General features: G+C 64.2%; 25 protein-coding genes, 1 pseudogene and 1 riboswitch. Of the genes and pseudogenes, 8 read left to right on the forward strand and 18 right to left on the reverse strand.

Annotation, left to right across the window (positions count from 1 at the left end):
- Window positions 1–9 precede the first annotated feature (9 nt).
- From B2790_RS07970 to B2790_RS07985, 4 genes are all read left to right on the forward strand, one after another.
- A complete protein-coding gene (locus tag B2790_RS07970) occupies window positions 10–753 on the forward strand; it encodes a substrate-binding periplasmic protein (protein ID WP_286918579.1) in 744 nt (247 codons plus the stop codon).
- Between the two features lie 219 nt (window positions 754–972).
- Entirely contained in the window at window positions 973–1,590 is a 618-nt protein-coding gene (ribA, locus tag B2790_RS07975; RefSeq protein ID WP_003260612.1) for a GTP cyclohydrolase II, read from the forward strand.
- Window positions 1,587–2,006 (forward strand): MFS transporter, encoded by a 420-nt coding sequence (locus B2790_RS07980; protein ID WP_075044459.1) that lies wholly within the window; start codon window positions 1,587–1,589, stop codon window positions 2,004–2,006. The genes ribA and B2790_RS07980 overlap by 4 nt, the downstream gene beginning before the upstream one ends.
- Entirely contained in the window at window positions 2,006–2,818 is an 813-nt protein-coding gene (locus B2790_RS07985) for a cobalamin-binding protein (RefSeq protein WP_286918580.1), read from the forward strand. The genes B2790_RS07980 and B2790_RS07985 overlap by 1 nt, the downstream gene beginning before the upstream one ends.
- A 132-nt stretch (window positions 2,819–2,950) precedes the next feature.
- On the opposite strand, the gene dxs is transcribed toward B2790_RS07985, so the two are convergent.
- The 4 genes from dxs to ribB form a co-directional block, all read right to left on the reverse strand.
- Window positions 2,951–4,846, reverse strand: a complete 1,896-nt coding sequence (gene dxs / locus B2790_RS07990; protein ID WP_274078666.1) for a 1-deoxy-D-xylulose-5-phosphate synthase — start codon at window positions 4,844–4,846, stop codon at window positions 2,951–2,953.
- 188 nt (window positions 4,847–5,034) lie between these two features.
- Complete coding sequence (gene ispA, locus B2790_RS07995; RefSeq protein ID WP_286918581.1) at window positions 5,035–5,922, reverse strand: (2E,6E)-farnesyl diphosphate synthase; 888 nt, start codon at window positions 5,920–5,922, stop codon at window positions 5,035–5,037.
- Window positions 5,919–6,161: an exodeoxyribonuclease VII small subunit gene (locus B2790_RS08000; protein WP_003255380.1), complete on the reverse strand. Its 243-nt coding sequence runs from the start codon at window positions 6,159–6,161 to the stop codon at window positions 5,919–5,921. Before B2790_RS08000 ends, ispA begins: the two co-directional genes overlap by 4 nt.
- A 197-nt stretch (window positions 6,162–6,358) precedes the next feature.
- Window positions 6,359–7,009, reverse strand: a complete 651-nt coding sequence (ribB, locus tag B2790_RS08005) for a 3,4-dihydroxy-2-butanone-4-phosphate synthase (protein WP_137162882.1) — start codon at window positions 7,007–7,009, stop codon at window positions 6,359–6,361.
- Between the two features lie 80 nt (window positions 7,010–7,089).
- A riboswitch (FMN riboswitch) is annotated at window positions 7,090–7,231 on the reverse strand.
- Window positions 7,232–7,322: 91 nt separating this feature from the next.
- On the opposite strand from ribB, the gene B2790_RS08010 reads away from it, so the two are divergent.
- From B2790_RS08010 to B2790_RS08025, 4 genes and pseudogenes are all read left to right on the forward strand, one after another.
- A complete protein-coding gene (locus B2790_RS08010) occupies window positions 7,323–8,528 on the forward strand; it encodes an RtcB family protein (RefSeq protein ID WP_286918582.1) in 1,206 nt (401 codons plus the stop codon).
- Between the two features lie 374 nt (window positions 8,529–8,902).
- A pseudogene (locus B2790_RS08015) lies at window positions 8,903–9,143 on the forward strand (hypothetical protein).
- Between the two features lie 156 nt (window positions 9,144–9,299).
- Window positions 9,300–9,563, forward strand: coding sequence for a DUF3077 domain-containing protein (locus B2790_RS08020; protein ID WP_085693275.1), 264 nt, complete (start codon window positions 9,300–9,302; stop codon window positions 9,561–9,563).
- Between the two features lie 199 nt (window positions 9,564–9,762).
- Window positions 9,763–10,872 carry an NAD(P)/FAD-dependent oxidoreductase gene (locus tag B2790_RS08025; protein WP_286918583.1) on the forward strand — a complete coding sequence of 370 codons (1,110 nt, stop codon included), beginning with the start codon at window positions 9,763–9,765 and terminating at the stop codon, window positions 10,870–10,872.
- A 19-nt stretch (window positions 10,873–10,891) separates the two neighbouring features.
- On the opposite strand, the gene B2790_RS08030 is transcribed toward B2790_RS08025, so the two are convergent.
- The 14 genes from B2790_RS08030 to eutC form a co-directional block, all read right to left on the reverse strand.
- Window positions 10,892–11,569, reverse strand: coding sequence for a c-type cytochrome (locus B2790_RS08030; RefSeq protein WP_286918584.1), 678 nt, complete (start codon window positions 11,567–11,569; stop codon window positions 10,892–10,894).
- A 9-nt stretch (window positions 11,570–11,578) separates the two neighbouring features.
- Window positions 11,579–12,526, reverse strand: a complete 948-nt coding sequence (locus B2790_RS08035) for a copper resistance protein B (RefSeq protein WP_286918585.1) — start codon at window positions 12,524–12,526, stop codon at window positions 11,579–11,581.
- Window positions 12,516–12,860: a hypothetical protein gene (locus tag B2790_RS08040; protein WP_286918586.1), complete on the reverse strand. Its 345-nt coding sequence runs from the start codon at window positions 12,858–12,860 to the stop codon at window positions 12,516–12,518. Before B2790_RS08040 ends, B2790_RS08035 begins: the two co-directional genes overlap by 11 nt.
- Window positions 12,857–14,617, reverse strand: a complete 1,761-nt coding sequence (locus B2790_RS08045) for a copper resistance system multicopper oxidase (RefSeq protein WP_286918587.1) — start codon at window positions 14,615–14,617, stop codon at window positions 12,857–12,859. The genes B2790_RS08040 and B2790_RS08045 overlap by 4 nt, the downstream gene beginning before the upstream one ends.
- A gap of 332 nt (window positions 14,618–14,949) precedes the next feature.
- Entirely contained in the window at window positions 14,950–16,146 is a 1,197-nt protein-coding gene (locus B2790_RS08050) for an ABC transporter permease (RefSeq protein WP_286918588.1), read from the reverse strand.
- Window positions 16,146–17,357: an ABC transporter permease gene (locus B2790_RS08055; protein WP_286918589.1), complete on the reverse strand. Its 1,212-nt coding sequence runs from the start codon at window positions 17,355–17,357 to the stop codon at window positions 16,146–16,148. Before B2790_RS08055 ends, B2790_RS08050 begins: the two co-directional genes overlap by 1 nt.
- Window positions 17,357–18,043, reverse strand: coding sequence for an ABC transporter ATP-binding protein (locus tag B2790_RS08060; RefSeq protein WP_039614639.1), 687 nt, complete (start codon window positions 18,041–18,043; stop codon window positions 17,357–17,359). The genes B2790_RS08055 and B2790_RS08060 overlap by 1 nt, the downstream gene beginning before the upstream one ends.
- A complete protein-coding gene (locus B2790_RS08065) occupies window positions 18,040–19,191 on the reverse strand; it encodes an efflux RND transporter periplasmic adaptor subunit (protein ID WP_286918590.1) in 1,152 nt (383 codons plus the stop codon). The genes B2790_RS08060 and B2790_RS08065 overlap by 4 nt, the downstream gene beginning before the upstream one ends.
- A gap of 432 nt (window positions 19,192–19,623) precedes the next feature.
- Window positions 19,624–20,325, reverse strand: coding sequence for an XRE family transcriptional regulator (locus B2790_RS08070; RefSeq protein WP_286918591.1), 702 nt, complete (start codon window positions 20,323–20,325; stop codon window positions 19,624–19,626).
- 358 nt (window positions 20,326–20,683) lie between these two features.
- The gene (ppa, locus tag B2790_RS08075; RefSeq protein WP_003255365.1) at window positions 20,684–21,211 is read right to left on the reverse strand and encodes an inorganic diphosphatase; all 528 of its coding nucleotides are present in this window, start codon (window positions 21,209–21,211) and stop codon (window positions 20,684–20,686) included.
- 93 nt (window positions 21,212–21,304) lie between these two features.
- Complete coding sequence (locus B2790_RS08080) at window positions 21,305–22,120, reverse strand: zinc-dependent peptidase (protein WP_025337546.1); 816 nt, start codon at window positions 22,118–22,120, stop codon at window positions 21,305–21,307.
- Window positions 22,121–22,129: 9 nt separating this feature from the next.
- Complete coding sequence (locus B2790_RS08085; RefSeq protein WP_025337547.1) at window positions 22,130–22,777, reverse strand: DedA family protein; 648 nt, start codon at window positions 22,775–22,777, stop codon at window positions 22,130–22,132.
- Between the two features lie 250 nt (window positions 22,778–23,027).
- Window positions 23,028–23,486 carry a GNAT family N-acetyltransferase gene (locus B2790_RS08090; protein WP_003257044.1) on the reverse strand — a complete coding sequence of 153 codons (459 nt, stop codon included), beginning with the start codon at window positions 23,484–23,486 and terminating at the stop codon, window positions 23,028–23,030.
- Between the two features lie 108 nt (window positions 23,487–23,594).
- Window positions 23,595–24,413: an ethanolamine ammonia-lyase subunit EutC gene (eutC, locus tag B2790_RS08095; protein WP_025337548.1), complete on the reverse strand. Its 819-nt coding sequence runs from the start codon at window positions 24,411–24,413 to the stop codon at window positions 23,595–23,597.

Below are 24,413 nucleotides of genomic sequence, written 5' to 3' on the forward strand. Positions count from 1 at the left end.
AGCGTGTGAATGGCCATGAGGACGGTGCTGCTGGCAATGCTGCTGAGCGTTGCCCCGTGGGCGGCGGCTGCCGAAGGTGTGCCGAAGCAGATCCACCTGGTCAGCGAAGAGTGGCTCGACTACACCAACGCCGACGGTACCGGGGTGGCCTGGGACGTGCTGCGCAAGGTGTTCGAGCCGGCCGGGGTCAAGGTGGTGACCCAGAGTGCGCCTTACAGCCGTGCGATCGGGCTGGTCAAGCGTGGCGAGGCTGACGCCTGGGTAGGCTCGTACAAGGACGAGAACGACGACAACCTGTACCCGCGCTGGCACTTCGACATGGACCACATCTACGCCCTGGGGCTGGTCAGCAAGCCTGTGCCTACCCAGCAGACCATAGGCCATTACCGCCTCGCCTGGGTGCGTGGCTACGACTTCGGCAGCTACCTGCCCAATGTGCATGACTTTCGCGAAGTCCAGCGCCGCGAAGGCATTTTGCCGATGCTCGAGCATGACCGCGTGGACTACTACATCGATGCGCTGACCGAGATCGATTACGTGCTCGGCCAGACCTCCCAACCCGAGCGCTTCCGTCGCACCCATGTGGCCGAGCTGCCGCTGTACCTGGCCTTTGCCCGCAACGACCAGGCCAAGGCCCTGCGCGACCTGTTCGACAAGCGCATGGCCGATCTGGTACGCAGTGGCGAGCTGAAGCCGATCTTCGAGCACTGGCAGCAGCCGTATCCGTTCAGCCCGAATAGCAAACCGCATTGACCTGTGGGAGCGGGCGTGCCCGCGAAGAATCTACCGCGGTGGGAGGCACCGGCTACGCCGGTGTTCGCGGGCATGCCCGCTCCCACAGGGTTGAGTACAGACCTCTGCTAAGCATCGAACTTTTCGATCTTAAGCCACGGTATTCAGCCAGCCCACATCCCCCAACCTGCTGATACAATCGGCGCACGAGAAATTTTCAACTTATTCCAGGAGCACAACGTGCCCGTCGTCTTTGTTGCCGCCTCTAAACTCCCGACTCCCTTCGCGACCTTCACCATGCATGGCTTCCTCGACGAAGCCACTGGCCGTGAGCACGTGGTGCTCAGCCTGGGTGACATCGCGGACGGCCAGCCGGTGCTGGGGCGCCTGCACTCCGAGTGCCTGACCGGCGATGCCCTGTTCAGCCAGCGCTGCGACTGCGGCTCGCAGCTGGAAGCCGCGCTGCAGGCCATCGCCCGTGAAGGCCGTGGCGTGCTGCTGTACCTGCGCCAGGAAGGCCGTGGCATCGGCCTGCTGAACAAGATTCGCGCCTACGAGCTGCAGGATGGTGGCGCCGATACCGTCGAGGCCAACGAGCGCCTGGGCTTTGCCGCCGACCAGCGCGACTACGCCATGTGCCTGCCGATGCTGGAGCACCTGGGCGTGAAGTCGCTGCGCCTGATGACCAACAACCCGCGCAAGGTCAAAGCCCTGACCGACATGAACATCGTCGTCGCCGAGCGCGTACCACTGCACACCGGGCACAACCCGCACAACCGCTACTACCTGGCAACCAAGGCCGGCAAGCTGGGCCACATGCTGGGTAACGAGCACCAGGGCGAGGTGCCTCAGGCGTGACCCGCGCCGAGGTCAAGCGGCGCCTGGCGCTGGCCTGGTGGCAGTACCTGGCGGTGGGCCTGGTGCCGCTGCCAGTGATGGCCTGGGCCTTCGGTGGCGGTGATGCGCTGGCCTCGGTGCTGGCCATGCCACTGTTCATTGCCGGTGCGGCGACCATGTTCCTCAGCCTGCCGCGCTTCGGTGCCTACAAGCGCGCCCTCATCGCCACATCCAAGGTGCTCGGCACTGGCGAAGAGCCTGCCGCCTGGATCGAACTGGCGCGGGTGCGGCGCCTGGCCATGCTGTATGCCTGCTTCCCGGCCTGGGTCGCCGCCTTGTCGGTGCTGGTCGGCCTCGAGGCGGTGCCGCAGATCCTGCTGGCGTTGTCCACCGCAGTAGTGCTGTACCTCTATCGCATTCCACGCCAGCTCGGCTGATGCGCCTGCTGCCTGGCCTGCTGGCGCTGTTCGCCTGTTCCGCACTGGCCGCCGAACCCCTGCGGGTGGTCAGCCTGGCCCCATCGATGAGCGAGATCATGCTCGAACTGCAGGCCGATGACCTGTTGGTAGGTGTGCTCGACGGTGGCGAACGGCCGGCGGCGCTGCACGAGCTGCCCTCGGTGGGGCGCCAGGGGCAACTGGACCTCGAACGCCTGCTCAGCCTGCGCCCCGACCTGTTGCTGCTGTGGCCGGGCAGCGTGCCGCCGGCCCAACGTGACCAGCTCAAGCGCCTGGGTATCGCAACGTACAGCGCAGAACCTCATGACATCGACCAGCTGATCGAGCAGATCGAAGCCATCGCCGAACGTATCGGCCGTGCCGAACAGGGCCATCGGTATGCCCAAACCCTGCGTGACCGGCTGCGGCAGCTGCGCCAGCAGTATCGACGGGACGAGCCCCTGCAGGTGTTCTACCAGGTCTGGGACCGACCGCTGTATACGCTCGGTGGCCGGCAGGTGGTCAGCGATGCCCTGGCCGTTTGCGGCGCGCGTAATGTCTTCGCCGATCTCACCCAGCCGGCGCCGCAGGTGAATGTGGAGTCTGTGCTGCTGCGCAACCCGCAGGTCATTCTGGCGGGTGATGAGGCGCAGTTGGCGAGTTGGAAGGCCTGGCCGCAACTGCGTGCGGTTGCCGATGATCGTTTACTGGTGGTGCCCGACAAAGGCCTGGAGCGGCCTAGTGGGCAGATGATCGAAGCTACGGCGCGCTTGTGTGCGCTGCTCGAGTCTAAAGCGCCAACGCCCAGGTGAGGTTCTGCGAGGGCTGCGCCCTCGATCGCTGGCAAGCCAGGCTCCCACAGGGATAGCGCATGACTGGAGGCTGGCGCGGTCGAGGTGGGAGCTGGCTTGCCGGCGATTGGGCCGCAAAGCGGCCCCCGGGGATTACAGGCCGAGCCTGGCCATCCGAGCCTTCACCGAAGCCCCGATCCCGGCCGCATCAAGCCCACACTCAGCCAGCATCTGCGCAGGCTTGGCATGCTCGACATAGATATCCGGCAACCCCAGGTGCAGCAGCGGTTTCACGATCGCCTGGCTAGCCAGGAACTCACCCACAGCCGCACCGGCACCGCCCATGATGGCGTTTTCTTCGATGGTCACCAGCAGCTCATGGCTTGCGGCCAGTTCCAGCACCAGTGCCTCGTCCAGCGGTTTGACGAAGCGCATGTCGACCACGGTAGCGTTGATCTGCTCAGCCACCTGCATGGCCTCGGCCAGTTGCACGCCGAACACCAGCAAGGCGACTTTTTCGCCCTGGCGACGGACCACGCCCTTGCCGATTTCCAGCGGTTCCAGGTCACCGCTGATCGGCGCGTTCGGGCCAGTGCCACGCGGGTAGCGCACAGCCGCCGGGCCGTTGTACAGGTGGCCGGTGCTGAGCATCTTGCGCAGCTCGTTCTCGTCGCTTGGGGTCATCACCAGCATGCCCGGGATGCAGCGCAGGTACGACAGGTCGTAGCTGCCCGCATGGGTCGGGCCGTCTTCGCCGACCAGGCCGGCGCGGTCGATGGCGAACAGCACGTCGAGGTTCTGTACCGCCACGTCGTGGATCAGCTGGTCGTAGGCGCGCTGCAGGAAGGTAGAGTAGATCGCCACCACCGGCTTGCTGCCCTCGCAGGCCATGCCGGCCGCCAGGGTCACGGCATGCTGCTCGGCGATCGCCACGTCGAAGTAACGCTCCGGGTAGCGCTCGCTGAAGTCGACCAGGTCGGAGCCTTCCTTCATCGCCGGGGTAATGCCCACCAGGCGGTTGTCGGCGGCAGCCATGTCGCACAGCCACTGGCCGAACACCGCCGAGTATTTCGGGCCGCTGGCTTTCTTCGGTGCGGCGGGTTTGTCGGCCGGCTCCAGCTTGGTGATGGCGTGGTAGCCGATCGGGTCGATCTCGGCCGGGGCGAAGCCCTTGCCCTTCTTGGTTACCACGTGCAGGAACTGCGGGCCCTTGAGGTCACGCATGTTGCGCAGGGTGGCGATCATGGTCGGCAGGTCGTGGCCGTCGATCGGGCCGATGTAGTTCCAGCCCAGTTCTTCGAACAGCGTGCCCGGCACCAGCATGCCTTTGGCGTACTCCTCGGTGCGGCGGGCGATTTCCCAGGCGCCCGGCAGGCGCGACAGCACTTTCTTGCTGCCTTCGCGCATGCTCGCGTAGGTGCGGCTGGAGAGGATCTTGGCCAGGTAGTTGGACAGGCCGCCGACATTGCGCGAAATCGACATGTCGTTGTCGTTGAGGATCACCAGCATGTCGGCGTTGACTTCCTGGGCGTGGTTCAACGCCTCGAAGGCCATGCCGGCGGTCAGCGCGCCGTCGCCGATCACCGCTATCGACTTGCGGTCGCTGTTCTGCAGGCGGGCGGCAATGGCCATGCCCAGTGCGGCGCTGATCGAGGTGCTGGAGTGGCCGACGCCGAAGGTGTCGTACTCGCTCTCGCTGCGGCGCGGGAATGCGGCGATGCCGTCCTTCTGGCGCAGGCTGAGCATGCGGTTACGGCGCCCGGTGAGGATCTTGTGCGGGTAGGCCTGGTGGCCCACGTCCCACACCAGCCGGTCGTCGGGGGTGTCGAAGACGTAGTGCAGGGCGATGGTCAGCTCGATGACACCCAGGCCGGCACCAAAATGCCCACCGGTCTGACCCACGGTGTAGAGCAGTTCCTGGCGCAGTTCGTCGGCCAGGGTCTCCAGGTCGGCTTCGGCCAGCCGGCGCAGGCCGGCAGGCGTGTCAGCGCGGTCGAGCAACGGCGTGACCGGGCGTTCGCGGGGGATCTCTTGAAACGTCGTGGGCATCAGGCGAGTCGTTATAGGTGTGTGAAGACGCGGCAGTTTACCCCATTGTAGGAAATACTGCCCATTCAGACGGGTGTCGCATGGGGCTGCTGTGCAGCCCTTCGCGGGCAAGCCCGCTCCCACAGGTGCAGCGCTGTCCTGTAGGAGCGGGCGTGCCCGCGAAGGGCCGCACAGCGGCCCCAATCAAATCAGTTGCGGCGTTCGACGATGTAGCGTGCCAGCGCTCGCAGCGGCTCGGCCTTGTCGTCGAACCCACTCAGTGCGACCAGCGCCTGGTCGCGCAGTTCGATCGCATAGGCCTTGGCCGCTTCCAGGCCCAGCAGTGCCGGGTAGGTCGGTTTGTCACGGGCGATATCGGCCCCCTGGCGTTTGCCCAGGGTGGCGGTGTCGCTTTCCACGTCGAGGATGTCGTCCTGCACCTGGAACGCCAGGCCGATGGCCTGTGCATAGGTCTGCAGGGCATCCAGTTGCGCCTGTTCGGCGCGGGCGCTGGCCAGGGCGCCGAGGCGCACGCTGGCTTCGATCAGCGCACCGGTCTTGTGCCGGTGCATGAACTCCAGCGCCTGCTGGTCCAGCTTCAGGCCAACCGAGCCCAGGTCGATGGCCTGGCCACCGACCATGCCTGCCGGGCCGGCAGCCTTGGCCAGGGCCTGGACCATGGCCAGGCGAATGCTGTCGGCCTGCGGGCTCAGGTGCGGGTCGAGCAGGGCGCTGAAGGCCAGGCTCTGCAGACCGTCGCCGGCGAGGATCGCGCAGGCTTCATCGAAGGCTTTGTGGGTGGTCGGCTGGCCGCGGCGCAGGTCGTCGTCATCCATGGCCGGCAGGTCGTCATGCACCAGCGAGTAGGCGTGGATCAGTTCCACCGCACAGGCAGCGCCGTTGGCTTGTTCGGCCGGGGCGCCCAAGGCTTCGCAGGCCGCGTAGGCCAGCAGCGGACGAACGCGTTTGCCACCGTTCATCACGCTGTAGCGCATGGCGGCGTAAAGGCGTTCGAGTTCCTTGGTCGGGGCGACGAACAACGGTTCGAGGGCGGCGTCGACCCGCGCCTGGCAGCTGGCCTGGTAGGTGCCGATCATGCTTCCGGCTCCGCGTCGAAGGGCTGTGCTGCCAGTTCGCCGTCGCGTTCCAGCAGGATCTGCACCTTCTGTTCGGCCTGGGCCAGGGCGCCCTGGCAATCGCGGGTCAGGGCGATGCCTTGCTCGAAGGCGGCCAGCGACTCTTCCAGCGACAACTCGCCGTTCTCCAGGCGCTCGACCAGTGCTTGCAGGTCTGCGAGGGATTGCTCGAAATCGAGGGAGGCTTTTTTGCGGGCCATGGCGACTGTCTCGGTGGCATTCAGAACGGCGCGACACTAGCAGAGCGGGGCGGGGGGAGCAAACTTCAGGGGCAACGCTGTTGGTTTCAAGGGCCTTTTCGCGGGCTTACCCGCTCCCACAGGTTCACCACAGGCCTTGAAGACTGTGATGTTCCTGTGGGAGCGGGCAAGCCCGCGAATGGCCCCAAGGTAGCCTGTCAGGCTGGCTCTGCTTCCAGCTCCAGCATGGCCTCACGGTACCGCGCCAGTTCCTCGATGGTCAGCACCGGCAGATTGTATTGCCGCGCATACACCGCCACCTGTTCGCCACGGGCCATCGTGCCATCGGGGTTCATCAGTTCGCACAGCACTGCCGCCGGGCGCAACCCGGCCAGGCGTGCCAGGTCCACCGAGCCTTCGGTGTGGCCACGGCGGGTCAGCACCCCGCCATTGCGGGCGCGCAGCGGGAACACATGCCCCGGGCTGACGATATGGCGCTGCTCCGCGGTGGAGCGCAGTGCCGCGCCAATGGTGGTGATGCGGTCCTGGGCGGACACCCCGGTGGTAATGCCTTCCGCCGCCTCGATGGTGACGGTGAAGCCGGTGCCATGGCGGGCCTGGTTGTTCTGCACCATGGGTGCCAGTTGCAGTTCGTCGACGGTGGCCTCGTCCAGGCACAGGCAGACGATGCCGCTGCAATCGCGAATCATCATGGCCATGGTCTGCAGCGAGATGTTCTCGGCGGCGGCGATGATGTCCGCTTCGTCCTCGCGGTCGTCGTCGTCGAGCAGCAGTACAGGGCGCCCGGCCTGGAAGGCGGCGATGGCAGCGCTGACATTGGGGAATTGCGGGTGGTGCCTGGTGGACATGAAACGCTCCTCGTGAATGATCGATGAACGTCTCGGGGCGAACAAAATGCGCGCGCAGGGGCGCCCGGATGGCCCCTGCCTGACGCCTTCTTTCATCCGGACTATGACCGTCGGCTCTGGAGTCTCACCAGATCTGCTGACCCCCGGCATGGCCGGGGCGCTCGCGGGCTCATCTTTCGATTTACCGCCGGTGGGGACTTTCACCCCGCCCTGAAGACCCGCCAAGCATACAGCACATTGCCACCTCGCTGGCAACCCACGGCTCTACGACCTTTGGCGGTATCATTCGGCTATGCATTCGAGGAACAGCCCCATGGACATTCTCCAGGTTGCCGGCGGCAAGCCGGTCAAGTTGTGGACCGACGGCGTACCGGTGGAAGACGACGCCCGCAAGCAACTGCTCAACACGGCCAGGATGCCGTTCATCTTCAAGCACCTGGCAGTGATGCCGGACGTGCACCTGGGCAAGGGCTCGACCATCGGCAGTGTGATACCCACGGTTGGCGCGATCATCCCCGCCGCGGTGGGGGTGGATATCGGCTGCGGCATGATCGCCGCGCGCACGTCGCTGCACGCCCGCGACCTGCCGGACAACCTGCATGGCCTGCGCAATGCCATCGAGCACGCCGTGCCGCATGGCAAGACCTTCGGCAAACGTGACCAGGGCGCCTGGGCCGATGTGCCGGCCAAGGCGGACAAGGCCTGGGGGCAGTTGGCCGGGCGCTTCAAGGCCATCACCGACAAGTACCCGCGCCTGGAGAAGACCAATAATCGCCATCACCTGGGGACGCTGGGCGGCGGCAACCACTTCATCGAGGTGTGCCTGGACGAGGCTGACCGCGTCTGGTTCATGCTGCACAGCGGCTCCCGGGGCGTGGGCAATGCCATCGGCAACCTGTTCATCGAACTGGCCCAGGCCGACATGCGCCAGCACCTGGCCAACCTGCCGGACAAGGACCTGGCGTATTTCGAGGAAGGCAGCCGCCATTTCGCCGACTACGTCGAAGCAGTGGAGTGGGCGCAGGACTACGCCAGGCAGAACCGCGAGCTGATGATGCTGGCGGTGGTCGGTGCGGCTCGCAAGGCGCTGGGCAAACCGTTCGAGGCCAGCCTGGAAGCGGTGAACTGTCACCATAACTATGTGCAGCGCGAGCAGCATTTTGGCCGAGAGGTGCTGGTGACGCGCAAGGGGGCGGTGTCGGCGCAGAAAGGGCAGTTGGGCATCATTCCCGGCTCGATGGGGGCCAAGAGCTTCATCGTGCGAGGGCTGGGCAACGAGGAATCTTTCTGTTCCTGCAGCCATGGTGCCGGCCGGGTGATGAGCCGGACCAAGGCCAAGAGCCGCTTCACCGTGGAAGACCAGCGGCGGGCCACGGTGCATGTGGAATGCCGCAAGGACAAGGAGGTGATCGACGAGATCCCCATGGCCTACAAGGACATCGATGCGGTGATGCGCGCGCAGCAGGAATTGGTGGAGGTGGTGCACACCTTGCGGCAGGTGGTGTGTGTGAAGGGCTGACGGTTTTACCGAGATGTCCCTTCAATCGAGCCGCGGTTTGACTTCTGATAATCAGATTTTTCCCGTTGCGCGTAGGCCATTTCTGAAATAGCTTCCTAGCGCCCTTGAGCCATTGCGGTGGTGTTCCTGGCGGACTAGTGTGGCCCAGTCGTTGCCAAATCAGCGACCGGGCCTGCAAGCCTGTCCAGAGCAAAATGCCGATCACCGATGCCAATGGCATGCCATTGCGCGCGCTTAATGGTGGCTGCGTACGGGAGGTTTTCGAACCTGCCGGATTTTGCTCTCTGCCGGTCTTGCAGACCCGTACGTGGCTGCCACCCATCACACTGCAAGTCATGAGTGGCAGCTCTAGCCAACCTATAGAGAGTGTCAACATGCTTAAGATTGTCCCCGATCCACCCCACGATATTCATTCCCTTGAAGACACCCTGATCCACCACGGACTACGCGCTGTGCGCTGCGACCGTTGTGCATCAGGCCATGCTGCTGCAGCCCAAGTCGCCGGCGTCGGTTTTGATGATGACGTCGATGCATGAACTGGAGACGCTGCGGGCTTTGCTGGAGTCGGCATTGATTCAGGTGCAGACGCCCGCTGGGCCCAGGACTTTGCACTAGGGCCTAAGCAATGTGTTGCCTGTTCCGGCCTCTTCGCGGGCTCGCCCGCTCCCACAGGATCTTCACGGTACTCAAGACTTGCACAGTACCTGTGGGAGCGGGCGTGCCCGCGAAAGGGCCAGAGCAAGCAGTCGAGAACTTTCAGGGGATTCAAAAATGACCACAGAAGACACCCATTTCACTGTCGGCAAGACCACGTTCTACCAAGGCGAACATGGCACCCACCCACTGTTCCGCATCGAGCCCGGTATCCCCTGCCGCGATGCCCGCGAACAATCTTCGGAGTTGATGGGCTATGTCCGCGAACTGACCATCACCGGCCTGATGGATGAGAAGCCGATGATGATCTGGGCTGCGCACTACCTGAGTGCGATGGCCAAGGCGCTGATGGATGATGCTGAGTTGGGTATGAAGCAGTGAGTATTTGCCTTCAGGTTGTGTGAAGGCCGCAAGGGGTTCGCCTTGGCAATTTCAGCGCCTATGAGACCGAGCGCCGCCCGCGCGGCGCTCGGTCTCATAGGCGCTGCAAACCTGTCGGTATACACCTGATCGCCCGCTTGATTAGAGTGGCGCCTGGGGTAATACAGGCCAGTCCAGCCTTTCGGCAAGCGAGGTGCAGGTGAGCGTTGATATCGAGTGTGTGGTGGTCGGGGCCGGTGTGGTCGGCCTGGCGGTGGCGCGCGCCTTGGCCCAGGCTGGCCATGAAGTGCTGGTGGTGGAGGCGGGCGAGGGCATTGGCGTCGGGGTCAGTTCGCGCAACTCCGAGGTGATCCACGCCGGCCTGTATTACCCCGATGGCAGCCTCAAGGCGCAGCTGTGTGTCGAGGGCAAGCAACGCCTGTATGCCTATTGCGACAGTCGGGGCGTTGAATACCAACGCCTCGGCAAACTGATCGTCGCCACCGATGCGGCCCAGGTCGAAGGCTTGCAGCGCCTGCTGGAGCAGGGCCGGCGCAATGGTGTCGATGACCTGCAATGGCTCGACGCCGACCAGGCGCGTGAGTTGGAGCCGGCGCTGTCATGTGTCGCCGCGCTGTGGTCGCCGTCCACCGGCATCATCGACTCCCACGGTTTGATGCTCGCCCTGCTGGGTGACGCCGAGGCTGCGGGCGCCACCTTGGTACTGCATACCCCACTGCTTGCCGCGCGGGTGATCGAGGCCGGTTTCAGCCTGGACATGGGCGGTGCCGAGCCGATGAGCCTGACCTGCCAGCGGCTGGTCAACTGCGCCGGGTTATCGGCAGTTGAAGTCGCTGGGCACATCACCGGCCTCGACCCGGCCCATGTGCCCCAGGCCTATTTATGCAAAGGCAGCTATTTCAGCCTGAGCGGTCGTGCGCCATTTCGGCACCTGGTGTACCCCGCACCGGAACACGCCGGCCTGGGCGTGCACATGACCCTCGACCTGGGCGGCCAGGCGCGCTTCGGCCCGGATGTGGAGTGGGTGGAACATATCGACTACCCGGTAGACCCCCGGCGCGGCGACAGCTTCTATGCCGCCGTACGGCGCTATTGGCCCGACCTGCCCGACGCCAGCCTGCAACCGGCCTACAGCGGCATCCGCCCGAAAATCAGCGGCCCGCTGGACCCGGCGGCGGACTTTGTCATCAGTACGCCCGCCGAGCATGGTGTGCCGGGGCTGGTGAACCTGTTTGGCATCGAGTCACCGGGGTTGACCAGTTGCCTGGCATTGGCGGATCGCGTGCTGCGTACCCTGCGTGACAACTGAAGGCAATGCGAAGCTGCCTTCAGTCTTTATGCATGTGCTGTTTGCCATCGCGATGAGTATGGGCCTTTGAATGCCCCTCATCATGCTGGCCTGCGCCCGAGGCCTGCTCACCATGGTGGTCAGGCACGTTGCCGCGGTGCTGGCCTTCATGGTTGTGCATTTCACTTTCGCCACCACCATGCTGGTGGCCGCCACTGGCCGCGACCATCGTTTTGTATTGTTCGGCGTTCAACTGGGGTAACTGGTCCAGGAAGGCGACGATGCCCCAGATGTATTCATCGCCCATGCTCTTGCCCCAGGCCGGCATGCCGGAGGCCTTGATGCCGTGCTTGATGATCCAGAACGCCGCAGCGGGGTCGCCACCAATCCCGCTTTTGGCCAGGTTGGGGGGCGATGGATACAGTGCCTGGCTGAGCTCGGTCTTCTCGACGCCAGGGGCAAGGTGACAACCGATGCACATGGCGTTGTAGTTACCGGCGCCGGTACCAATCAGCGCTTCATCTTTCAGGTCCGGCACCTCGATGTCCCTGGCCCGTACGGCGATCGATCGGTCCCGTGCCATGGCCAGAAAGGCATGCACGGCGGGGAAATGGGGATCATCGGCCCCGACGTTAACCAGGCCGGAGTACGCAGCACCCAGTACGGCCACGCTGGCCACTGCGCCTGCTGCTACAAGCGTTGTTATTGTTCTTTTCATGTCTGGTTCTCAAAACCACATGCGGATACCGGCCACGAAACGCGCTTCATCCACATCACCACCCTCGTCGCGGATGAAATCGGCGGTTTTGCCGTAGGAGCGGTTCCAGGTGATGCCGATGTAGGGGGCGAACTGGCGGACTATTTCATAGCGCAGGCGCAGCCCGACTTCGGTATTTGCCAGGCCGGAACCGACGCCGCGCACAGGGTCGTTCTTGCCATAGAAATTGGCTTCAGCGGTCGGCTGCAGGATCAGGCGGTTGGTCAGCAGAATGTCATAGTCGCCTTCCAGGCGCGCGGCAGTCTGGCCGTTCTCGCCAATGAACGCGGTGGCTTCGGCTTCGAAGTCGTAAAGCGCCATGCCCTGGATACCGAACGCCGCCCAGGTCTGGGGGGATTCAGGCTTGAAGTCCTGGCGCACCCCGGCAACCACATCCCACCATGGGCTGATCGAGCGGCCGTACAGCAGCTGCAATTCGGCATCCTCGGTGACACCGTTGGTACGTTCACCTTCGGAGCGGACCCACAGCCGGTTGATATCGCCGCCTATCCAGCCAGAAGCATCCCAGGCCAGCGTGCTGCCTTCATCGGCATCCTGGTATTCGAGCTGGTCCAGCAGGAAGAAGCTGTTGATAGCACTGTCGTGCATCTGATGCCCGCCCAATGGGGGGAAGGCTGCCTGGCGGTCGGCATCGGTCAGCACCGGGATCGGGGTACGGCTGGTCGTCGGCGTATCCGCCGTGCCGTGGTTCATTTTCGAATGGTCCATGGCTTCATGGTTCATGGCTCCATGATCCATGGACCCATGATCCATGCCCGGCATGCTGCCATGATCCATCTTGCCGTGGTCCATCATCGAATGGTCCATTTCTTCAGCGGCGAAGCTGGGCACAGCGCCCAGCACGCCGAGCGAAACGGTCAATGCCAGCAGCGATGGACGTGCCAGGCTATTGAGCATCTTTCCCTGCCTCAGCTTTGTCGCTGCCATGCGATTCCATCATCTTGCCGTGGTCCATGCCTTGCATCGAGCCATGGTCCATTCCTTTCATGGCGTCATGGTCCATACCCTTCATCGAACCGTGGTCCATGCCCTTCATGGCGCCATGATCCATGCCCTTCATCGAACCATGGTCCATGCCTTGGGCGCCCTTGGCTTTTGCGCCATCGGCAGGCTGCTGGTTGTCGCCGGACCACGACGGCGGGGCATATACGGCAAACAGGCCGGCCATCACGGCAGAAAGGAAAAACGCGCTTCGTTTCATTGGTTTGCTCATCTCGGAACTCCAGTTCATTCGTCCACACGGACTTCGCGGAACATGCCCATTTCCATGTGGAACAGCAGGTGACAGTGATAGGCCCAACGTCCTAAAGCATCTGCAGTGACGCGGTAGCTTCGTTTTGAGCCAGGCGGCATGTCGATCGTGTGTTTGCGCACCATGAAGTTGCCGTTCTCATCCTCCAGGTCGCTCCACATGCCATGCAGGTGGATGGGGTGGGTCATCATGGTGTCGTTGACCAGGGTGATGCGCAGGCGCTCGCCATACTTGAGGCGCAGTGGCTCGGCATCGGAAAACTTGATGCCGTCGAAGGACCAGGCGAACTTCTCCATGTGGCCGGTGAGGTGCAGCTCGATTGTGCGACCCGGCGCGCGGCCGTCCGGGTCCGGGAAGGTGCTGCGCAGGTCCGCATAGGTCAGCACACGGCGGCCGTTGTCACGCAGGCCGATGCCTGGATCGCCCAGTTTTGGTGTCGGGGTCATGGTCTGCATGTCGACCAGGGGGTTGTTGGTCTCGGAGTCTGGGTGGCTCTGCATGGGCGCGCTGGTACCAGCCATGTCGCCATGGTCCATGCCGGCCATGCTGCCGTGATCCATGCCTGCCATGTCGCCGTGATCCATACCGGCCATGCTGTCGTGGTTCATTCCGCCATGGTCCATGCCCATATCGCTCATGGAAATGATCGGCCGTGGATCGACAGCTGGAACAGGGGCTTGCAAGCCTTCGCGAACAGCCAGGGTGCCCCTGGCATACCCGGTACGGTCCATGGATTGAGCGAAGAGGGTGTAAGCCTGCTCGCTTTCGGGCTCGACGATGACATCGTAGGTTTCGGCAACGGCGATGCGGAACTCGTCGACCGCAACGGGTTTGACATGCTGCCCATCCGCCGCGACAACAGTCATCTTCAGGCCGGGAATTCGCACATCGAAATACGTCATGGCCGAGCCATTGATGAAGCGCAGGCGGATTTTCTCGCCCGGCTTGAACACGCCCGTCCAGTTACCGTCCGGGGCCTGGCCGTTCATCAGGTAGGTGTAGGTGTAACCGCTCACGTCAGCGAGATCGGTGGGGCTCATTTTCATCTCGGCCCACATCTTGCGGTCGGCTACCGCGGCGGACCAGCCCATTTCGCTCACATCGTTGACGAAATCGCCCACCGTGCGCTTGTGGTAGTTGTAGTAGTCGGACTGCTTCTTGAGCTTGGACAGCACCCGTGCAGGGTCTTCATCCGTCCAGTCGCTGAGCATGACCACGTAGTCTCGGTCATAGGTGAATGGCTCAGGCTCCTTCGCATCGATGACCAAGGCGCCATAAACCCCGACCTGCTCCTGGAAACCGGAATGGCTGTGGTACCAGTAGGTGCCGTTCTGCTGGACCTTGAACTTGTACTCATACATGCCGTCTGGGGCGATGCCATGGAAGCTCAGGCCCGGCACGCCGTCCATGTTCGCCGGCAGGATGATGCCGTGCCAGTGGATGGAGGTGTCCTGCTGCAAGCGGTTGCGCACACGCAGCGTGACGGTATCGCCTTCGCGCCAGCGCAGGATGGGCCCGGGAATGGAGCCGTTGATGGCCATCGCTGTACGTGCAGTGCCGGTAATGTTGACCGGCAGCTCACCGATGTAGAGGTCGAAGTCGGTGCCGCTCAGCACATTCGGTTGGCCGGGGCTGGTCACGGCCCAGACCGGCGTGCGCCACAAGCCCAGCCCGCCAAGCAGTCCGGTAGCGGCCAGGCCTTTGACGAAGGAGCGTCTGGTGGTTTTGCTTTGCATGCCGTTGCGTCCAGTCAGTCGAAAAGTTGCTGGTGTTCAGGCGGTTGAACGCCCCAGCCCGTGGGGCGAGAAGCCCCACAATCTTCCCTAACGCTAGCGGACCTGCGCTGTCAGCTGGCTGAGCTTCAGATTACTTTTCTGTCAGCTTGTGGTGGGTATGACTGATGAAGCGCATGGCATGCAGAATCTGGGGCCGCTTTGCGGCCCTTCGCGGGCGCGCCCGCTCCCACAGGGATGGCGCTGTAGCCAGGAGATGCGCAAGTCCTGTGGGAGCGGGCGTGCCCGCGAAGGGCTGCAAAGCAGCCCCATCAAGGGGCTCTTTGGCCTGGCCGCTACTCGATGTGCAGTGCCGCCACCGGATGCAAGCGGGCCGCCCGCACGGCCGGGGCCAGGCCGGCGAGAATGCCGAGCACTGCCGCCAGCAGCAGCGCCAGCAGCAGAAACAGCGGTTGCAGCGCCAAGGGCAGGCTCGGCATGGCCAGGTGCAGTAGCCCCAGCAGCATGCCCATCAACAGCAGGCCAAGCAGGCCGCCGGCCAGGGACAGCAGCGTCGCTTCAGCGAGAAACAACCCAAGTACCTGCCGCGGACTGGCGCCAATCGCCCGCAACAGGCCGATTTCTGCCGTGCGCTCGCCCACAGTGGTCGTCATGATGGTGAGAATGCCGACGGCGCCGACCAGCAGCGAAATGCCCCCCAAGGCACCAATGGCCAGGCTCAGGGTGCCGAGAACGCGGTTGAAGCTGCGCAGCATGTCGTCCTGGGTGGTCAGGCTGAAGTCCTCCGCACCGTGTCGTTCGCCGAGCACCTCGCGAATCTGCCGGCTCAACGCCCGTGAAGTGGTACCGGCGCCAAACACCACATGGGCTTTGACCACCCCGGTGCGGTTGAACAGGCTTTCCGCCCAGTCCACCGGGATGTAGGCGATATCGTCGAGGTTGAAACCGAGCAACTGGCCTTTCTCCGCCATCACGCCGATCACCCGGAAACGTACGCCGCCGACGCGGATCAGCTCACCCAGCGGGTTGCGCGCCCCGAACAGCTCGGTACGCAGCTGATGGCCGAGCACCACATAGGGCGGCGAACGGCCGTCACGGGCCGGGGGCAGGAACTCGCCCAGGCTCAGTTGCATGCGCCAGGCCTGCGCCATCTGATGGCCGCCACCGAGAATGTCGCTGCGCCGGCTCAGTTGACCGAACTGGATATTCCCGCTGCCCTGAATGATCGGCACCGCCGCCTCGACATGCGGCAAGCGCCGCAGGGCGTCGGTGTCACTGATGGTCAAGGGTCGCACGCTGCCGAGCAGGCCGCCGAGGCCGCTGGTCTGGGTCTTGCCCGGGCGCACGGTGATGATCCGCGTACCAAACTGCGAGAAGTTCTCCAGCACATAGCCGCGCACGCCTTCGCCTATGGCCGTGAGCAGCGCCACGGCGGCTATGCCGATCGCTACCCCGAGCAGGGTCAGCAGGCTGCGCAGCGGGCGGCAGGTCAGCGCCGAGCTGGTCAGCCGGAAACCATCTTGCCAGCGCATCAGTGCGCCCCCGGCGGGCGTAGCGCCGCCACCGGCTCCAGCGCCGAGGCCCGAGCGGCCGGCAGCCAGGCGAACAGCAGCGCCGTGCCGAGTGCCAGCAGCACGGCGCCAGCCCGCGCCCACCAGGGGGCATAGAGCGGCAGATGGAACGCCAGGCGCCCCAGCCAGAGCAAGGTTTCGGCCAGCAGCAGCCCTGCCAGTGCCCCTGTCAGGGCCAACAGCGCCGCCTCACCGAGGAACAGCAGGCGCAGCTGCGCCGCCGTCACGCCTATGGCTTTGAGCAGGCCGATCTCGGCGCTGCGCTGGCTTACTGCAATCCAGGTCACGTTCATGATCAGGATGCCTGCCACCAGCAGGCTGATCGCGGCAATGCCAGCCACCGCCAGGGTCAGCACCGCGAGTATCTGGTCGAAGGCGCTGAGCAGGCTGTCCTGGCTGACCAGGGTGACGTCCTCCTCACCCTCGTGGCGCTCCTTGAGCGCGGCGAGTATCAGCTGCTTGCTACGGTCGAGAAAGCTCGGACCATGCACCTCGACAAACACCCGCGACAAGCCCTCGCTATTGAACAAGGCCTGGGCGCTGGCCACCGGGATGATCAACATCTCGGCGAAATCCATCCCCAGCGATTCGCCCCGCTCATCGAGAATGCCGACCACCCGGAAGCGCCGGTCGCCAGCGCGCAACCATTCCCCCAGGGCCGGGCGAGCCCCGAACAGCTCGCGCCGGAGTTTGCCGCCGATCACGCAGACGGCCTCGGCCTGCTCAGGGTCCAGCGTCGGCAGGGGCTGGCCTTGTACGACCGCCAGTTGGCGAATGGCGAAGAAGTCCCGGGTGGTGCCCAGCGTCAGCACCTCACGATTGCGGTTGCCGACTATCACCTCCATCTGCCCGGCCTGCTGCGGCGCGACCCGGCGGATGCCCGGCAACCGGGTGATGGCCTGGACATCCTGCAAGGTCAACTCGTGTGGCGTCAGGCCGGTGAGCGGCGGCATGCGCCCGGTGGTTTCCTTGCGCCCCGGGAAAACGATGAGGATGTCGCGCCCGAGCAGCGAGAACTCGTTCAGGACGAAGGCCCGCGCGCCCGCGCCAAGACCGGTGAGCAGGTTGACCGCGACCACCCCGATAGCGATGGCCAGCAGTAGCATCAGGCTGCGTGAGCGATGCCCACGCAAGGCACCTAGCCAGAAACCCAGGGTATCGGCAGCGCGCATCAGGCCAGCGCCCACTGCGGCGCAATACTGTGGATCCGCCCGTCACGCATGTGCAGCTGGCGCTGTGCACGGGCGCCCAGGTTGGCATCGTGGGTTACCACTATCAGGGTCAGCCCCTCGCCGTTGAGCTCCTCCAGCAGGCTGAAGACCTCTGCGCCGGCCTGGCTATCGAGATTGCCGGTGGGTTCGTCGGCCAACAGCAGCGCCGGTTGCATGACCATCGCCCGGGCGATCGCCACGCGTTGGCGCTGGCCACCGGACAGCTCGGCCGGGCGGTGGGCAATGCGCTCGCCCAGCCCCAGGCGTGCCACCAATTGGCTGCTGCGCTTGCGCCGTTGCGCCGCACCAATGCCGGCGAGGACCATCGGTAGCTCGATGTTTTCCAGCACCGTCAGCCGTGCGATCAGGTGGTAGGACTGGAACACGAAACCTATCAGCCGGCTGCGCAACTGGGCGCGGCGCGCCTCGCTCAGCGCCGCCGTGGCCTCGCCCTGCAGCCAGTATTCGCCGGCGCTCGGCGCGTCGAGCAGGCCGAGGATGTTCAGCAAGGTCGACTTGCCCGAGCCCGACGGGCCCATCACCGCCATGTAGTCACCGGCGGCGATGTCCAGGTCCAGGCCATCCAGCCCCATCACCTGCTGTTCGCCCAACTGGAAGCTGCGGCTGCCGCCGCGCAGGCGGATCATTTCTCGGTCTCCGCGGCATCCACCGGGATCACCGCCACGGTATCCTTGAGCCCTTCCTGCTCGTGGCTCGCGACTATGCGTGCGTTCTCGTCCAGCCCTGCAAGCACCTCGGTCCAGCGCCAGTTGCTCAGCCCGGTTTGCACCTGCACCTCGCGCAACACCCGGGCGCTCGGGTCATATCGCAGCACGCGCTGCCCCTCCAGCAGGGTCTCGGTGGGGATGCGCAAGGCGCCCGCGTGCTGCTCCAGGAGGATCTCGACATCGGCGCTATAGCCGGTGAGCAGGGCCAGGTCTGCCGGCGGCTGGTCGAAGCGCACCTCGACATCGACGGTGCGCGCCTGCTTCTCCAGCTCGCGCACATAGGGCGCGATGCGGCTGACGCGACCGGTGAAATGCTGACCACGGAAGGCATCCAGGCTGATCCGTACGGCGGTTCCGGGGTGAACCCGGGCAGCGTCCACCTCATCGATCGGTGCCTCTACAAACAGGCAGCTGTCGTCGATCAGGTCGACTGCCGGCGGCGTGGGAATACCTGGCGGCGAAGGGGTGACGAACTCGCCGAGTTCGCCGTTGATTTCTGCGACGATGCCGGCGAATGGTGCACGCAGGGTTGTCTGTTCCAGCAGTGAACGCTGCAGCTGCAGGCTGGCGTCGGCCTCGCGGATCAGCACGGCACTGGCACTGCACATCAGCTTCGCCAGGTTGGCCTTGGTCGCCGCCTGATCGAGGCGATCGGCGGCAATCAACTTGCGGTCGGCCAACTGGCCCAGGCGATCAAGGTCGCGTCGGTCCAGCAGAGCTTGCTGGCAGCGCTGTTCGCGGGTGTTGCGCTGGGCCTCCAGCCGCGCCTCGGCTTCCTGTAGCCTGGCCTGTTGCTCGTCCTGCCGCAGGCGCATGAGCACCTGACCCGGCTGGACCCGTTGGCCTTCGCTGACCAGCAACTCGGCAACCTGGCCGCCGACATTGAAGGACAGGTGCGAGCGTCGACAGGACTTCAGCGTACCCGCGCGCGTGTTGGCTACCACCGTCTCCACCGGCCCCCGCTCAACTTCCAGCAGCCTGACCGGCAACGGCTGCGGTCGACTCAACCAGCCGCCCAACACCACGAGACAAGCCAGTATCGACGAGCCAATCAATAATTTGCGCATGGACTACACCTCCTCCCATATGGCTTGAGCCTAGATCAGGAGGGTGAAAGCTCCACGCGAAACGTCATTTATCCGACGATTTTCGGATGAGCGTTAGTTTAGTGTCAGATAAATGGCGAATGAGATTTTTTTCGCTCACGCAACGGCGATTGCCCGGCCATGGGAAGGCTGCAGAAAGTTTCAGAGGATGAGAATGGCGGGCATTAAAAAGCCGGCTTGTGGCCGGCTTCTCGGGGACGCTTCCGACTAATTTATGGTAAGCCGCAATCGCCTTAACTGTGTGGCCATCAAGGGCCTGAAAGAGATGGCAGATGCCCGTGTGGGATATCGCCGAGCCCTCTGGACCGCGGCTCGCGCCGGTCGGGGCTGAATGTGCGGCGTAGCATACAAGGGCGCGCGCAGGATGCCCAGCAAAAAATGGCACAGGTTGTTTCAGTCGGGCCGTTGCTGGCGGAAATGCGACCAGTGGAACACCCAGCCCAGAATCTCCAGCCCTTGTGTCTGGCGCTGGGCGGTGGTGTAGCGTTCGACCGCATAGTTGCGCCGATCATGGCTGTGCAGGTACAGCGTGCCGTGCTGGCCGAGGCTGAGGTTGTTCACCCTGAGCACGCCGTTGTGCAGCAGGGCATAGGTTTCGCCCTCGAACACCTGGGTCATGCCCAGGTCGATGGCCAGGGTGGCCTGCAGCGGAATCAGCGGTGTCATGTTGCTGGCGGGCATCGCCAGGCAGATGGCGTTGTCGGCATGCACTCCCAACTCTTTCAGGGCTTTTGCGGGCAGGCACATGTGCTTGCCCGCCACGGGCGACAGCAGGCCGTTGTGCAGTTCGTAAAAGGGCACCTTCAGTGCCCGGCCGCCTTGCGCCGACAGCGGCGTGCGCGGGTTGGCGGGCGCCGGCCCTGGCGGGCAGCTGCGCAGGATCGGGTTGTGGTGCTTGGGGCCTTCGCCCGTGCGTAACCAGCGACGATGCACGCAGAACAGGTCGGCCATTTCGTCCAGCCGGGCCAAAGGCACGCCGCGCTTGAGCCAGTTGTTGACGTGCTGGGGGGTGACGCTGCGCTGGGCGGCGAAATCGGAAGAGGTCAGGCCACATTCGTGGAGGAGGGCTTTGAGTCGGTCGCCGGATGTGTTCATGGCGGCGAGTGTAGCGGCGGGGTGCCGGCAAGGATATGAACCAGATGTTGATGGGGCTTGTGTGAAAAGCGCCTGTTTGTAGGGCGTGGGAGTAGGACTGCGTAGGATTTTTTACTCTCCTAAGCAAGTGCACGGTTCCTGTGGGAGCGGGCGTGCCCGCGAAGAGGCCAACGCGGTGGCTGGCACCGGCTGCGCCGGTGTTCGCGGGCACGCCCGCTCCCACAGGGATCGCGCCAGCAATTAGAATTTGAGCAAGGCAGTTGCTTCTGCGCAGGCAGGTCATCCAGTGCCAGGGCGACCAGCCATCCCTCAGGCATAAAAAAACCCCGCCGAGGCGGGGTTTTTCATGCAACCGGCATCAGCCCTTGTAGGCAGCAACCGATTTGGTGATCGCGGCACGGGCGGCGTCAGCGCCTTCCCAGCCTTCGATCTTGACCCACTTGCCCTTCTCGAGATCTTTGTAGTTGGCAAAGAAGTGCTCGATCTGCTGGATCAGCAGGGCTGGCAGGTCAGTGTATTCCTTCACATCGACGTACAGCTGCGAAAGCTTGTCGTGAGGAACAGCGATGACCTTGGCGTCGCCGCCGCCGTCGTCGGTCATGTTCAGCACGCCGACCGGACGGGCGCGGATAACCGAACCTGGGGCTACCGGGTAAGGGGTAACGACCAGCACGTCCAGCGGATCACCGTCATCGGCCAGGGTGTTCGGGATGAAGCCGTAGTTGGCTGGGTAGAACATCGGGGTAGCCATGAAACGGTCGACGAACAGGGTATCGCTGTCCTTGTCGATCTCGTATTTGATCGGCGCGTGGTTGGCCGGGATCTCGATGGCGACGTAGATGTCGTTCGGCAGGTCTTTGCCCGCCGGAATCTTGCTGTAGCTCATTGGGCAGTGCCCCCGTGTTTGACCAAAAAAGTGGCGGCGATTATAGGCACATTCTGCATGGGCATGCCACGCCTGGCCTGATGTGCGGCCCCGTCAGGCGTGGCTTTCGCGGTATTCCGGGTGTTCGGCCTGCAGCCGGCACAGGCGCGCCAGCGGGTCCTGGCGGTAGAACAGCGACAACTGGCGGTAGACCTGTGGATAAGCCTGTTGCAGCAGGTCGGGGGCACTAAAGAAGTACTCGCTGGTGACGGCAAAGAACTCCGCGGGGTTCTCCGCGGCATACGGGTCGATGGCGGTTTCGGCGTCGGGGTTGGCGTCCAGCTGGCGGTTGAGGTCGTCATAGGCCTGTTGCATGGCGGTTGCCCATTCATCCACGGGCATGCCGCTGTGCAGCGGCGGCAGGCCGTTGGCATCGCCATTGAGCATGTCGAGCTTGTGCGCCAGTTCATGGATGACCAGGTTGTAGGCCTCCCAGCCACCGCTTGCCAGCACGCCGTTCCAGGCGAGGATGATCGGGCCCTGCTGCCAGGCCTCGCCGCTGTGCTCGCCGTCCCATACGTGCTCCACGCCACTGGCATCGCGGTGGCGCTGGGGGCTCTTGAAGTCGTCGGGGTAGAGGATGATTTCGTGGAAACCCTGGTACCAGTTCAGCTCGCCCAGGTGCAGCAGCGGCAACTGTGCCTGGGCCGCCAGCAACAGGCGCTGCTCGTCGTCCGGCTCGACGCCGGGCAGGCAGGTAAGGTGCTTGTCGAGCAGGAACAGGATGCAGGCTTCACGCAGCCAGCGATCTTCTTCGTCCGTGATGCCGTCCAGCATCGGCAGGCGCTCGCGCACGGCCTGCCATTGCTGGGGGGTGATGGGGTAGCGCGCCAGGGTGCGCTTGCGCCGCCAGGCGCTGAACGACCACATCGGCAGGTTTCAGTGGGCCTTGGCCGTGCGGCCCAGGCGGCCACGCAGCAGGCCGAGGATCATCGGCACCAGCGACAGGATGATGATGCCCACCACCATCAGCGACAGGTGCTGCTTGATGAATGGCACGTTGCCGAAGAAGTAGCCCAGGGTCACCAGGCCGCCGACCCACAGCAGCGAACCGGCGACGCTGAAACCGAGGAAGCGCGGGTAGTGCATGTGGGCGATGCCGGCGACGAACGGTGCAAAGGTGCGCAGGATGGGCAGGAAGCGCGCCATGGTCACGGTCTTGCCGCCGTGGCGTTCATAGAAGTCGTGGGTACGCTGCAGGTAGTCGCGACGGAAGATCTTCGAGTTGGGGTTGTTGAACAACCGCTCGCCGGCCGTGCGGCCGATCACGTAGTTGGTGCTGTCGCCGAGGATTGCGGCGGCCATCAGCAGGCCGGCCAGCAGCAACGGGTCCATGCCGCCACCGGCGGCCACGGCGCCGGCAATGAACAGCAGCGAATCACCGGGCAGGAAGGGCATGACCACCAGCCCGGTTTCACAGAAGATCACGGTGAAGAGGATGGCGTAGATCCAGGGACCGTAGTTGGTGACCAGCAGATCGAGGTAGGCATCGAGATGCAGGATAAGGTCCAGCGGGTTGAAATCCATGTACAGCACCTGTGTTCTTGGGCGTAGGCTCGGTTACCTGGGGATGGGTAAATTTTCACACATGACAGGTGGGCCATTATACGGCTAAGTCAGGAACATGCCCGGGGAGTTTGTAGCGGGGGGTTACGGCAGGGGGTATTCCTGTACCGGCCCTTTCGCGGGCATGCCCGCTCCCACAGGGATATCACTGCTTCCTAAGGCTGTGCTGTACCTGTGGGAGCGGGCGAGCCCGCGAAGAGGCCGGTGCAGGTCAATCCTGGCTGATCGGCAGGATATAGCTCTTGAACTCGTTATCCTCACGAAACCCGATGGATTCGTAAGTCTTGTGCGCTACCTCATTGTCCGCACTGGTCGACACCCGCATGCGCACGGCGTTGGTTTCCTTGGCCATTTTCTTCGCCTCGCGCATCAGGTGGTCGGCCACCAGCATGCGCCGCGAGTCCTCGGCCACATAGATATCGTTGAGAATCCATACCCGCTTCAACGACAGCGATGAGTAGCTTGGGTACAGCTGGCAGAATCCCAGCAGTTTGCCGTCGTCATCATCGGGTAGCGCCAGGTAGATCACCGACTCATCCCGCTTCAGGCGCTTTTCCAGGAAACTGCGCGAGCTGTCAGGGTAGGGTAGCTGCCCATAGAACTCACGGTATTTGACGAACATCGGCGTGAGCAGGTCGAGGTGTTCCAGGGTTGCCTTGATGATGCGCATGTGCGGCCCTCAGAGTCCATTAGGGGAAACAGCGGATTGCCATCAGCCTTCAAGGGCATGCTGCCCAATGCGCGGTGCAAGTGCAATCCGCCTTCCGTGACATGTTTTTTACCCTTTGCCGAGCAGGAAGTTACCTTTCTGGCCGGTGCTGTGTTCACTCTCCAGGCTATGGACCTCGGCTTCGTCCTTCAGATTCACTCCGGAAAGCTGGCGCCGGCAGGCTTCGCGCATCAAGTACAGCAAGCGGTGCGCCGCCATGCCATAACTCAGGCCCTCCAGGCGGATGTTGGAAATGCAGTTGCGGTAGGCATCGGTCAGGCCGACCTTCGGTGCATAGGTGAAGTACAGGCCAAGGCTGTCGGGCGAGCTGAGCCCCGGGCGTTCGCCGATCAGCATCACCGTCATTCGTGCGCCCAGCAGTTCACCAACCTCGTCGGCCACTGCCACGCGGCCCTGCTGCACCAGCACCACCGGGGCGCTGGTCCAGCCATCGGCGGCGGCCTGTTCCTCGAAACGCGCCAGGAACGGCAGGGTGTGGCGGTGCACGGCCAGTGCCGACAGGCCGTCAGCGACGACGATGGCCAGGTCGACCCCGCCGGGGTTGGCCTGGGCGTGCTGGCGCAGCGCGGCAACCGAATCTTCGTTCAGCCGTCGCCCCAGGTCCGGGCGTTGCAGGTACTGGTTGCGGTCGCTGGCGGCGCTGTGCAGCACCAGGCTTTCGCGCCCGCGGTCACTCAGCTGTGTAGCCAGGCCGGCATGGTCGAAGGCCAGGTGCACGGCGTCGCGGGCCTGGGCGTGGGCAAACTGGAAGTCCAGCTGCGCACCGGTCGGCAGGCTGGTGCCGGTGCGGCCCAGGGCTATGCGCGCCGGGGTCAGGTTGCGCAGGGCCAGCCAAGGGTTGTCGGGGGTAGGCGTGCGGTGGTCCAT

Source organism: Pseudomonas sp. UBA6753 (assembly GCF_002453565.1).
In the GTDB taxonomy this organism is placed as follows: Bacteria; Pseudomonadota; Gammaproteobacteria; order Pseudomonadales; family Pseudomonadaceae; genus Aquipseudomonas; species Aquipseudomonas putida_Z.